This is a genomic window from Algoriphagus machipongonensis, from assembly GCF_000166275.1.
In the GTDB taxonomy this organism is placed as follows: Bacteria; Bacteroidota; Bacteroidia; order Cytophagales; family Cyclobacteriaceae; genus Algoriphagus; species Algoriphagus machipongonensis.
The window spans coordinates 2,191,878-2,204,506 of record NZ_CM001023.1 but is presented as its reverse complement, the minus strand read 5'-3'; the positions used below and the strand labels follow the sequence as shown (position 1 = coordinate 2,204,506).

General features: G+C 38.0%; 11 protein-coding genes. 4 read left to right on the top strand and 7 right to left on the bottom strand.

What is annotated here, in order from left to right; all coding sequences use genetic code 11:
• Nucleotide 1: 1 nt before the first annotated feature.
• From rhaM to ALPR1_RS09250, 3 genes are all read left to right on the top strand, one after another.
• Nucleotides 2–316, top strand: coding sequence for an L-rhamnose mutarotase (rhaM, locus tag ALPR1_RS09260; RefSeq protein ID WP_008200171.1), 315 nt, complete (start codon nt 2–4; stop codon nt 314–316).
• Between the two features lie 11 nt (nt 317–327).
• On the top strand, nt 328–3,102 hold the full coding sequence (locus tag ALPR1_RS09255; protein ID WP_008200170.1) for a glycosyl hydrolase: 2,775 nt from the start codon (nt 328–330) through the stop codon (nt 3,100–3,102).
• A 90-nt stretch (nt 3,103–3,192) separates the two neighbouring features.
• On the top strand, nt 3,193–4,014 hold the full coding sequence (locus ALPR1_RS09250) for a PAS domain-containing protein (protein WP_008200169.1): 822 nt from the start codon (nt 3,193–3,195) through the stop codon (nt 4,012–4,014).
• A 3-nt stretch (nt 4,015–4,017) separates the two neighbouring features.
• On the opposite strand, the gene ALPR1_RS09245 is transcribed toward ALPR1_RS09250, so the two are convergent.
• Both ALPR1_RS09245 and ALPR1_RS09240 read right to left on the bottom strand, forming a co-directional pair.
• Nucleotides 4,018–4,548, bottom strand: coding sequence for a PH domain-containing protein (locus ALPR1_RS09245; protein ID WP_008200168.1), 531 nt, complete (start codon nt 4,546–4,548; stop codon nt 4,018–4,020).
• A gap of 70 nt (nt 4,549–4,618) precedes the next feature.
• Nucleotides 4,619–6,415, bottom strand: coding sequence for a glycoside hydrolase family 9 protein (locus ALPR1_RS09240; protein ID WP_008200167.1), 1,797 nt, complete (start codon nt 6,413–6,415; stop codon nt 4,619–4,621).
• Between the two features lie 314 nt (nt 6,416–6,729).
• On the opposite strand from ALPR1_RS09240, the gene ALPR1_RS09235 reads away from it, so the two are divergent.
• On the top strand, nt 6,730–7,137 hold the full coding sequence (locus ALPR1_RS09235; RefSeq protein WP_040302702.1) for a TonB-dependent receptor: 408 nt from the start codon (nt 6,730–6,732) through the stop codon (nt 7,135–7,137).
• Between the two features lie 110 nt (nt 7,138–7,247).
• Here the strand turns inward: ALPR1_RS09235 and ALPR1_RS09230 are convergent, their stop codons facing one another.
• The 5 genes from ALPR1_RS09230 to ALPR1_RS09210 all read right to left on the bottom strand — a co-directional run bounded on the left by ALPR1_RS09230 (nt 7,248) and on the right by ALPR1_RS09210 (nt 12,308).
• Nucleotides 7,248–8,546, bottom strand: a complete 1,299-nt coding sequence (locus tag ALPR1_RS09230; protein WP_008200163.1) for a M28 family peptidase — start codon at nt 8,544–8,546, stop codon at nt 7,248–7,250.
• A gap of 122 nt (nt 8,547–8,668) precedes the next feature.
• Nucleotides 8,669–9,121 (bottom strand): GNAT family N-acetyltransferase, encoded by a 453-nt coding sequence (locus ALPR1_RS09225; RefSeq protein ID WP_008200162.1) that lies wholly within the window; start codon nt 9,119–9,121, stop codon nt 8,669–8,671.
• 101 nt (nt 9,122–9,222) lie between these two features.
• Nucleotides 9,223–9,450 carry an MbtH family protein gene (locus tag ALPR1_RS09220; RefSeq protein WP_008200161.1) on the bottom strand — a complete coding sequence of 76 codons (228 nt, stop codon included), beginning with the start codon at nt 9,448–9,450 and terminating at the stop codon, nt 9,223–9,225.
• 123 nt (nt 9,451–9,573) lie between these two features.
• Nucleotides 9,574–9,846 (bottom strand): hypothetical protein, encoded by a 273-nt coding sequence (locus ALPR1_RS09215; protein ID WP_008200160.1) that lies wholly within the window; start codon nt 9,844–9,846, stop codon nt 9,574–9,576.
• Nucleotides 9,847–10,112: 266 nt separating this feature from the next.
• The gene (locus ALPR1_RS09210) at nt 10,113–12,308 is read right to left on the bottom strand and encodes a family 20 glycosylhydrolase (RefSeq protein ID WP_262480524.1); all 2,196 of its coding nucleotides are present in this window, start codon (nt 12,306–12,308) and stop codon (nt 10,113–10,115) included.
• Between the last annotated feature and the right edge of the window lie 321 nt (nt 12,309–12,629).

Here is a 12,629-nt window from a genome sequence, read left to right as displayed (position 1 = left end):
CATGAAACGAACTCTTGCTTTTAGAATGAGACTAATTCCTGGATTTGAGGAGGAATACGAAAGAAGGCACAGCGAAATATGGCCTGAATTAGTTGCTTTACTTAAAGACACGGGAATCATTGATTATCAGATATTTTTGGACAGGGAAACTTCCAATCTTTTTGCCTTTCAGGTAATCGATGGAGAGTCTAACTCACAGGATTTAGGAGACCATATAATTGTACAAAAATGGTGGAGCTATATGGCAGATATCATGGAAACCAATCCAGACAATTCACCTGTGACTATTCCATTGGAAAAAGTATTTAACCTCTAATTGAACCCACAATGCCCTTAAAAACCATTTTCCTATTTGTATTATCTCTCTTTATATTTTGGCCATTGACTCCAGATAAAGAGGAAGTAAAAAAACCTGAAGACTGGCCAGAAATCACACAAACTGCCAAGCCATGGACCCGATGGTGGTGGATGGGAAATGCTGTGGATGAAACCAATCTTTCCAGCTTACTGACGAATTATCAAGAATCAGGTTTGGGAGGTGTGGAGATTGCTCCTATTTATGGAGCAAAAGGATATGAAGATAGGTATCTGGATTTCCTTTCTGATGATTGGCTAGACATGCTTGATTTCACTATCAACAAAGCAAAAGATCTTGGAATGGGGGTTGACATGACCCAGGGTACGGGTTGGCCATATGGTGGGCCGCAAGTAGGAAGGAATGAAGCTGCCAGCAGAATGATTATTCAGGACTATTCCCTAAAAGCAGGAGGAAAATTGAATTCCCCTATCCTATTCCAAAGAAAAAGTGAAAGACAGCCCATGGCCGAACTGATTGCGGTTATGGGATATAATGACAGTGGAGCTGCAATAGAACTCACAGAGTATCTTGATGCTCAGGGAAATTTAAATTGGGAAGCAGATGGAGATTGGGATTTAAAGGCAATTTTTTTGGACAAAACGGGTCAGATGGTCAAAAGAGCAGCTCCCGGTGGTGTAGGTTTTACCCTTGACCATTTCAGCAAATCTGCAGTAGATGCTTATAATCAGTATTTTGAAGAGAAAATGGCTTCGAAGGATTTTGATATCCGGGCATTTTACAATGATAGTTTTGAAGTATATGGGGCAGATTTTACAGCCACTTTTTTCGAAGATTTTGAAAGACTTAGAGGCTATGACCTCAAGCAATACTTACCCTATTTAGAAAGTGAAGAAAATAGTGAAATGGTTCGAAGAGTTAAATCGGACTATCGAGAAACCATCAATGATTTATTGATCTCTAATTTCACAAGGAATTGGACTTCTTGGGCACATAGTCAATCAAAACTTACCAAAAACCAAGCCCATGGATCTCCCGGTAATTTATTGGATTTGTACGGGGCTGTTGACATCCCGGAATGCGAAACTTTTGGCTCCAGTTACTTTCCGATCCCCGGACTAAGAAGAGACAGTGCTGATATCAGAAATGTTGATCCTGATCCAATCATGCTCAAATTTGCCTCCTCTGCGGCACATATTAAAAGTAAGAATTTAACCTCCTCAGAAACCTTTACCTGGTTAGGTGAGCATTTTAAATCTTCCTATTCTCAAATGAAACCGGAAGTTGAACAAGCCTTCTTAGCGGGTGTAAACCATATATTTTACCATGGGGTGACCTACAGTCCTTCAGATGTTTCTTATCCAGGTTGGTTATTTTATGCCTCTTTAAACCTAACTCAGAATAACAGCCTTTGGCCTCATTTTAATGAGTTCAATCAGTTTATCACAAGATCTCAATCCATACTTCAAGCCGGAAATCCTGACAACGAGCTATTGGTTTATTGGCCAGTCTATGATGTTTGGGCAGAGCCAAAAGGAAAAATGGAAATGATCACGGTTCATGCGGTAGACGAATGGCTACATTCCACCGAATTTTACCAGCTTTCTAGCAGTCTGATGGAGGCTGGCTATTCCCTTGATTTTATCTCAGATGAAATGATCGCCTCTTCGAAAGCAGTTCAGGGAAATATTCAAACTTCAAAAAACAATCAAGCCAAAGTGTTGATTATCCCGGAAACGGAGTTTATGCCTATGAGCACTTTAGAAAAAATAATTCAATTGGCCCAGAATGGGGCAAAAGTAATTTTCCAGAGCAAACCAAAATCCATTCCTGGGATACATCAGAATCAAGGAGCTTTGCAAAGCTCATTTGATCAACTTTGGGCATCACTAAACTTTCAAAATGGCGTTTCTCAACAAGGAAAAGGAAACATTACTTTAAGTGATAAAATCTCAGAAACTCTGATTAAACAGGGAATAAACCGTGAACAACTAGTTGACGCTGGGTTAGATTTTATTAGAAGAAAAACAGTAAACGAGACCTATTATTTTATCGCAAATCACAGTGCAAATACCGTTAACCAGCGGATTAATCTGGCAAATGAAGCAGAGACAGTCATTCTAATGGATCCATTGACGGGCAAAACTGGAGTTTTAAACTCTGTATTATCTGCAGGTCAAACATCTATTGATTTATATATGAAATCAGGTGAATCCATTTTCTTAAAACTATTGGAAAAGGATGTAAGCACTCAATTAGAAGAATGGCCTGATTACAGTGAAATCCAAGGAACTTATGACCTATCAGAAAACTGGAAATTAGAATTTGAAAATGGTCAGCCTGAACTTCCAGCACCTATGCAAATGGATGTGATTTCACCTTGGACAGACCGAGGAAATGTAGCCGCAGACAATTTTTCTGGACAAGCCACCTATTCTACTACTTTTGATTTTGATAAAACAGAAGGAAAGAGTTATTTATTAACCATAGATCAAGTCTATGAATCTGCCAAAATCAAAATCAATGGAGAATATGCAGGTGGGATCTGGAGCATCCCCTACCAACTGGATATCTCAGCGCATCTAAAGGATGGACAAAATACTATGCAGATTGAAGTAGCCAATTTAATGGCAAATAGCATTCGATACCTGGACCGGAATCATATTGAATGGAGAAATTACCATGAAATCAATTTTGTCAACATCGACTATAAACCTTTTGACGCAAGTAACTGGAAGACAATGCCTTCAGGAATCGGAGGAAAAGTAAAAATCTTAGAATTTTAAAAATGGCTTTTTGCCAAGATCTCCTTTAGTAGGTATTCCAAATAAAAATATTCACTAAGTTTATCTTTCATTTAATATTAAAGCTTTTAAATGTCAAATTTCCCCAAAGTCAATAAACCTTGGAAGATCAGTGTATTATACCTGGTGATTGGCGTAATGTGGATAATTTTTAGTGATAAAATTGGTGATTTATTATTGAGTGAGAGTGTCAGGGAAATGTCCCAGTACCAACTAATAAAGGGGATATTTTATGTCTGTCTTACTAGCTATCTTCTATACCTTTTGATTAAAAACCTTTATAGTCAGGTCAACAATAGGAATCAAGAAATACAACTTCTCTTTTCCAATCCCAATTTAGGTTTAATGAAATTAAATGAGGAAGGAAAAATCATCTATGTGAGTGAGAACATTTCTACCATCACAAAATTTTCTGAAAGTGAATTAAAAAAGCTCCATATCACGGATTTAACTCCTGAAGAATTCAAGGAAAAAGAACAGATAGAGTTTGACGAAATAACCCATTTACATAAGAACAAGGGGTTTTCACTGATTAAATATGTCAAAGGTAAAGAAGGGGATATTTCATGCTTCAAGGTTTACGGAATTAGAGGATACAGTGAAGTAACAAATGAAATAATCTATATCGCTGCCTTTGAAGATATTACGGAGCAAATGGAGTTCCTTAAAAGGTTAGAGTCTCAAAATGAAACACTCCGGGAATTAGCCTCAGAGCAATCACATTTAGTTAGGGCACCCTTAACAAGGATTTTAGGGATTACTGACCTCATCCAAAACTATGAATTGGATGAAGATGAAAAAGAGGAGCTTTTAAAAAACCTACATATATCAGGAAATGAGTTAGATGAGGCGCTCAGAGAGTTAAATAAAAAAATGGGTACTCAGAACAGGTAATACTCAATCAGTTATTGTTGAAGATGCATCTGGAATTCTTCTTTCAAGTTGTTGAAATAACCCTAAATCATCTGGTGTGATTATTATCTGCTTCTCTGATTTAGTCACTAAAAGAACCTTATTTTTTCGCTGTGTGGCATAAAAGGTAACTTTACCGATTCCTGGAATGTAAAACCTACCGTAATACCCAAAAAGCCCTCCAACCCCAAAAGTTCGAATGGTGCCTTTTGTTTCTTCCTCATTTAAAACCCTCATTGATTTAATATCGGAAAGAGAAATTTCCACCTTATCCATGAGTCGATGTATGGTCAATTTCCCTTCACCAATCGTATAGCGTCTGGGAGCAAAAACCCATGTTCCGATTAGTATTCCAATTAAAAGAACAAGAACTCCAATATTAATAAATAGGGTGGTTTGATCCCCGCTAGCGGCTTCAATTGAATTATAACTTCTATATCCAATGTAAGCAAACAGCGCAATGACCCCTAGCGTAATTGCTTTTGCTAAAAAATCTAATGATGCCTTATAATCCATATCTTAAAATAATATGAAATTCTAAGGAGTCAAGGGGAATCCCATTGAAAACTCATTTTAACAATATTGACTATTCATTATTTAAAAAGGTAAGAATCATCAATAATTCAGCTGAGCCATCCAATGTGGGCTCATTGGTACTATAATCCTTCCAATCATCCATGTATTTGACATGATCTGGTTGCAAATGATCATACTCATCTTCTTCCGAAATTTCAATTCCCAACATTTGATCATGAATTGAAGACCAAAGTGGTCCATCGACTAAACTTCCTTTGACAGAAATATTCAAAAGCTTCCAAAACGGCATATGAACGTCTACCGGAAAATCAGCATTTTCGGGAAGTCCAGTAATCATACTAGTTCCCCAAGGATTCAAACCAAGCAACCAATTCATATGATCAATCAGAAGAGGTCTATATTTTTTTGAGCCCGTCATTTCCTCATATAACATGGCTTGAGTTGAGACAGCTGCTGCTAAATTATTTGAACACCAGATAAACAAATGTCCAACACCATAAGGATTGCTTTTGGATCGTTCTTGAATTCTATCTAGGTTATGCTCAAAATATTCAATCATTAATTTTTTATCCTCCTCTTTTCCCACTTGCCAAAGCGCATAATGCCCCATGTTGACATAAGGGTACATTTCATAATGATTGGCAGAATCTCTTTCCATCCAAGACCATTCTTTGATGATGGATGCATAGCGGCGAGCATCTTCTAATAAGAATTTTTCCTTCGTAATCTTAAAAAGCTCAGCAGCAGCCCACTCCATATCATCGGCCCAAGTATTTTCTTCATACCGATAGGGAGCACTAAAGCTATTCCCCTGCTGAAATCCTTCTTTCTCTTTTCCCATTTTGTACAGTTCCATGGCTGCCTTCAAACATTCTTGCGCAAAAGATTGATAGCCTTCAAAACTGATAAACACCTGATATCCTAGTGCCAAAGTAGCTGCGGAACGTCCAGCAAGATTTCCTATTCCCGTAGCTTCACTTTTATACTCAGAGAGCCCTTGGGGTTTCCCTGTAGCAAAATAAACGGGTCGGAAATTATTTGCTCCCCAGCCATAGTCTGCATTATCCTCATGTGGTAATTTGAATCCTCTATGATCCCTGTCATCGGCAACCTGATGAAAAAGCTCATTAGGGCCAGGATGTAATTTCAAAATCCATTCAAGCCCCCATTTGGCCTCATCAAGAATATCAGGAAGTCCATTGGATCCTTCCAAGCCTCTATCATCCACATGGTCCATGAATTTTTCAGGATTCATTTGAAAGGTCATCAATAATCTTGCAGCAGTATTGCTACTTGTGATCAAATATTTCAATTGATCCCCTGCATCATGCCAACCACCTCTTGCATCCACTTTGGTAGAATCTGGAAAGAGGCCAAAGAAGCTGAGACCATCCATCTGATGACATTCTTTTTCCGTCAAAGGATTAAAACCACAACGCTGCGTTCTTATAAATGAAACGACATCTTCTTGCCAGGCAGGATAAGCACCTATATTGAAAATTGGACTTTTTAATTCGGCGTTTTCCAATTCTAAATAATACGCTCCCAAATCCTTCACCTCAGAAAAGTCGATAGAATAAGAAAATGGAAATGGTTCCCAGGAAGCCTCAGTTTTACTTCCTGTAAGTTCTTTTACCAAAAGACCTGATTCCGTCTTCAAAGACAATTTAGGATTACCCAGTTCCACTTTACTAAGAATTAACCCCGTCTTTGGCATTTCCTTGGGATATCCGGCAAGATTTACTCTGATTTCCATTTGGGATTGGGCAAAAGAGCCCTGAACACATAGAAATACTAAAAGTACAAGACCTGCTATATTGGAAGTAATGTTTGAGTAGTTTACCATTTATTGATCAAAAAAACGAAAGGGGTGGTTTAAAGCTTAATTAAATTGGAAAACAGAATAGAAAATATAATTAAGAAATCTCTTAAAAAATCATTTTAACTAATAATAACATCTTTACTCCAAATTATCCCCCTACCCGATTTCCTGATCACAGTTAAATTAAGAAAGGTCTCTAGCTATCTCGTTTCAAGAAACCATTACGGCGACCTATCTGATGGGCGATCATCAATTAAGTGAAAAACTCTCCGTAATCGGCGGACTGAGACTGAAGCATACTGTGATTGATTACATCGGAAATATCTTTGACATCGATAATGAGACAGTCAGTTCTGCAGAGACAAGTATTGAAAAACTTCGGGATCTACTTAAACTATACCTTTACTAAATCCAACACTACCGGAATCGAAGGTAGAGAAAGTGAAGATTTGGAGTTGTCTTTTGAAAATAAGAGATGGGTTATGAGAGTTTCATTAAACTATGCCTCTGATTATCTGGATGAATTGGGTGGAGAAGGATTTGAAGATAGATTCTACGATCAGCAGATTTTCCTTGATGTTAATGCTTCCTATGCCATCACTCCTAAATGGAGAATATTTGCCGAAGGGAATAACCTGACCAATCAGCCTTTGAGATATTACCAAGGAATTCAGTCTAGAACTATGCAATCTGAATACTATAATTCCAGATTCAACTTTGGATTGAAATTTGACCTTTTCAACTAAGGTATAAATCCTATTATCCCAAAAGACCAACCGGAAATCGGTTGGTCTTTTCTTTTGGTACCCATTGAATTTCACATCTACTTAGGACGAAAAACTGCCTGGGTTAATGATTAATCCAGTTTTTCCACTCGAGTAGGTGTATCTTCTCCACTGATGATACTTTGGCTACTGATAGCGATGGCTTTGATAATTTCAGTCATATTCACCATATCCAAGGTTTCAAACTCATCACTTGCTTTATGATAATTGGGTTCATCATTTGGAGGCTCTTCCATTTTAGCGGTGGAAATGGTATGTGCCGGTACTCCTAAGGCTGCCAATGTTCTATTATCACTTCTATAAAATAAATTTTGCATAGGATAAGGATCAGGCTCAAATTGGAACTTGGATCCACTTAAGTTTTTCTGCAAAATTTCTCCCATGCTACTTTTTTCAAACCCTGTGATGTAGGCGCTATTCGTTCCCCATTTACTGTCCGTACCAATCATTTCGATATTGAACATGGCCACCACTTGGTCTGGGTTCAACTGTTTTGAAAAATAAGTACTCCCGAAACCTCCTGATTCCTCGGCTGTAAATGCCACAAAAATCAAGGTCCGCTCATTGTCTTTAAGCTGATTAAAATACTTGGCAAGCATCAATACAGCGGTTGTTCCAGCAGCATTATCATTAGCCCCATTATAAATACTGTCTTGATTAGCGCCAGCACTTCTAATGCCTATATGATCATAATGCCCACCAAAAACCACATATTCATCAGGCTTACTCTTACCAGGAATCATAGCCACTACATTTTTCAACTCTTCCTCCATGAGTTCATTCTTCACTTCTAATTGAATAGATTGTGGATCCAAATTAGGAGTAAAAATGAAAATCTGAGATACTTCAGAAGGGAATTTTGCTCTACTTGAGCTCCTTTTCAACCGATCATAATTATCTAAATGAGAGGGGTCTATCAACACGATCAAGTTCTTTTCTTCACGAAGTAAAGGGAAAACACTTTGGTTAAACTGATCATCTTGTTCAATACTCACCAGTTCATAGCCAGTAAATGAATCGAGATTTAATTCTGCTTTTGTGGTATTTACAATGACATTTCCAGGACTTAAATCTTCACTTTCAATGCTACCTGAGATTTGCTCGGGCATGGTTTTGATCATGGTGAAGTTTTGAAAATAAGAATCCTCTCCTTTCAAGTAGGGCAAATCATTACTCTTAAATTCCGAAGCAATAAAATCTGCTGCTTTTTCCAAACCCGGTGTAAAAATCTGCCTGCCTTCCATATCATCAGCTGACAGTGTTTTTTCAATCCTTCCCACTTCCTCCACATTTATGATAGATTCAATTTTTGGTTGGCAAGAGTATAACAATGCCGTAAATGCAGCATAGATTAAAAGTGATTTTTTCATGATTTGGGGTTTATAATCTTATAAATAAAGATTCTGGAAATTTTCCCTCAAAAATAACAGGATTCAACTAAGTTTTATTAGAGCATGGGCTTTGCACTATTCTTTAATTCAAAAATCCTAAACTATTCTAAATACTGTACCATCTCCACATGCTCAATCCCATCTTCAAGATAAACCTCTCCTTCTTCTTTAAATCCTAGAGAAGTATAAAAAGCCCGAAGATAAGTTTGGGCGCTTATTCTTACTCCACAGGGAGCAAACTTCTGAGAAACAAAATCTAGAGCCTCCGCCATCAATTTCCTACCTGCTCCTGTTCTTCTAGCTTTAGGGTCGCTCACCACCCTACCGATTGAAACTTCTGGGTAAGATATTCCGGGAGGTAGAATCCTAGCATAGGCCAACAAACTATCTCCATCCTTGATCATCAAATGATAGGAATGCTGGTCTTTATCATCTGCATCCTGATAAACACAGTCTTGTTCGACGACAAAAACTTCATTTCTCAGTTTAATAATTTCATAAAGTTCATGAACACTGAGTTCATTAAAAAATTTCACTGTACTTGTTAAAATCATCTAATCTAAATCTTAGGTAAAAGCGAACAATGTCTCAGTTAAGAAACCGTATTTTTCGATAAGAGAACAAGTATAGATCAAAAAATTGAGGCTTTCAACACTTATTCTCCCCTATTGATTTTCCGCTCCATCTCCTCTATTTTTTTTCTTAAAGACAAGGGCCTCATGTCTGTCCATACTGACTCAATGTAGGAAAGAGATTCTTCTTTGGTTCCTTTGGGTCCTGTAGCTTTCCATCCCAATGGCAATTCCCTGTCAGCCGGCCAAATGCTGTATTGTTCCTCGTGATTAATAACTACCTGAAAAATGGTTTTATCATCGAATTCCATAATTTTTTAAAAATTGAATGTTGAAAAATTAGTTAAAAACTGAGAGGGGATTCTTATTACCCTCAAGTAATATTATCCCCTCAAAATATAAATCCCTAATCAATCTGTTGATTAAAAGAATCCTTATCCTTCCTCTACTGCCCCTAAGTTATTATCCGAATAAAACTTATCCCTGTGGGCTTGAAACTCCTCTTCCAAGGTAGAAACCAAAGAAAGATTATTATCCACATTCTGCCACATATCAGGCAATCTCTTTTCCAAAAGTCCTACTCCCAGATTGATATTATCCGCTTCTATTTTGGAAATCTTTTTTAAAACCGATGTTTGACTATTCTTCAAATCATCTAGCTCCCTGAGGATTTTATCCATCATTTCAAGCTTTTCTCTTTTCTCCATGGTATTTAAATTTTGGGTTATTGATCTGATATTCAGATAGAAGATACAATATTTATTATGCACTTTAAAATCCCATAAAGTTCTAGTTAGAAATAGACAGGATTCAATTACCAAGAAAAGAGTAAACAGATTGAATGATTTATCCCTGATTTATTGATGGGGTATTTGCCAAAATTGATGCAAAAACAAAAGATGACGAATAAGCTTTTTGATACTTCAGGCTTGCGATTCTTTTAATTAGGAATTGGGTAACACCCACAGGAAGGCTAGTAAATCACCAACTCATCGACGAACATAAAACCTGACTGGGTGTTCTCAGCTTTGACCTTGATAAATCGTGCAGTTTTTCCCTCAAGAGCGGCGCTAAAATTCTTGATAATTAAACCTTCATCGCTTGGAGAAACATCATTTTCCAAATCCAAAACCTTCTCAAACTTGCCCCCATCCTCTGAAAGCCAAACTTCCACAGAACCTGGTAAAAACACGCCTGGGCCTTTTAACTGCATAAATCTGGCGGAAAAAGAGCTTAGCGAAGTTACTTCTTCCATATCTACTGTCACTTCTATATCCGAAGTAAATCCCTGCCAATACCCATCTGCATAAGAATCTCCACCTCTATAACCATCCGTCAAGGTACCTGCATCTCCCGCCGCATAAGAAGGATTCCAAGGTTTCTCATACAGTACCGGTTTCCCAATTGCCTTATGGAAATCCACTTCTTTATTCAAAAATGGCTCTTGAGCACCGTTCTCATCAAAAATTGCAGCAACAATTGATGCTGATCCCTCCACAAAAAATTCACCTTCATACAAATTTGAATCAGTGGTAGGAATGCTTCCATCTAGCGTATAATAGATGACTGGGTCAATTAAGTCTGTTTCAAAACTGATTCCGATCTTTTTATTCTCTATATCCACATTCATAAATGGAACCAGTTCATAACTTGGCGAAAATTCATATTTGACACCTAGTTGATCTAAATGCTCCAACTGTGGCTTTAATCTCTTCTTGAAGGAACTCCAGTCTTGCTGAGTTTGCGTTGACCAAGCCCTCTCAGCCAAGGCAAGTACATTTGGAAAAAGCTTGGCATCTGCCAGTTCCTCCGATGGAATAGTCTCTGTCCATAAGCTGGCTTGCAAACCTTTCACCAAATTCATTTTTTCCTGTGGAAATTTAGAACCTAGCAATTCCTTGGTGTAAACATTATAAAGTTTGGTTTTTGGAGTAGAGAAATAGAATGGATTACCAGCAGCTATAATTATTTCATTTCCATTTGCTACCGTCTTTTCCGGTACATTTGCCACCCAATTTCTCCAATACATCACTTTCAAATCAGAAGGAATTCCTCCCCCCAAGGCATCATCCCATACAATCACTTCTTTCCCTTGACCTTGAAGGTAATCCGTTACTCTTTTCACAAAATAGCTTTGCAAAGCCTCATAATCTTCAATCCCCTCCTTCTGCATAAACTGGGTGACAGCTGCAGATTTTTTCCAATCAGTTTTATCCACCTCATCCGCTCCTATATGCACGTATTTAGAAGGGAAAATAGCTATTACCTCAGCTAATACATTTTCGACAAAAGTGTAAACTTCCTCATTGATGGGACAAAGTGGAGTGGAAAACACATCTCCCCATGCGGACTCACCATTACAGGTAAGCTCAGGGAATATATCAATTGCTGCCATCATGTGCCCTGGCATATCGATTTCAGGAATGATCTCTATGTGCCTTGCACTTGCAAATTCCACAAATTCCTTAAGTTCCTCCTGAGAATAATACCCTCCATAAATGGTCTTTCCTTCCCTCTCATAAATATGTGCTGGGTCGATGGCAAAGCGCGGATCTTCCTTTGATCTTTCTATACAAATGGAATCCTGCTCATTGAATTCCCGCCACGCTCCTTTTTCCGTCAGTTCGGGATATTTTTTGATCTCAATTCTCCAACCCTGATCATCAGTCAAGTGCAGATGAAGCTTATTTAGCTTATACAAAGCCAACAAGTCCACATACCTTTTCAAATAATCCATGGAGAAAAAATGACGGGAAACATCCAGGTGCATGCCTCTCCATTCATAGTTGGGTTGATCCTTAATTTCCAATGCAGGAATTAGGATCTCACCAGAATTTTGATCTTTCTCCGAATTGGAAACCATCAATTGCTCCAGCGTGATGATACCGTAAAAAATCCCTTTAGAGTCAGATGCCTCCAATCGGATCTTTTCTTTATCAATGGATAAACGATAAGCTTCTTGCCCTGATATCTGCTCTGATTTGATGATTTCAATTTGGGTGCTTCCAGCCTCTTGGGTCAGTTCTTCTCCAAGTTGGCTTTTTATTAACACCTGAAAAAAAGCCAGTTCTTGATCAAATCCATCAGAAGATTGAAAGACCAATTGAGTAGATGAACTCAGCTTAAATTCTCCGGAACTAACATTCATTTCAGTAGGCATGGGAACCAAAGAAATTTCTTTTTTCCGGGGTTCGCTACAGGAAAATAATAGACAAAAAGCGAGGGATAGGATTAGGAGGTACTTCAAAGGAATTAAATATAAATGAACCTCAAAGATAGGAAGGAAATTATGAGTTTAAAGCCTGCCTAGAGGAGTTAGGTGGGAAGTTGAGTGTACAAGTATGTGGTATCTGGTATATGGTAGGTGGTATTTGGGATATAGTGAGTTTAAAGCCTGTCTACCGAAGGTAGGTGAAGAGTTTGAGGTTGTTAGTTCTGCCGCGACAGACAAGTCTTGATTGTTGGAAACGAATCTAACTCCCCCTTGGAG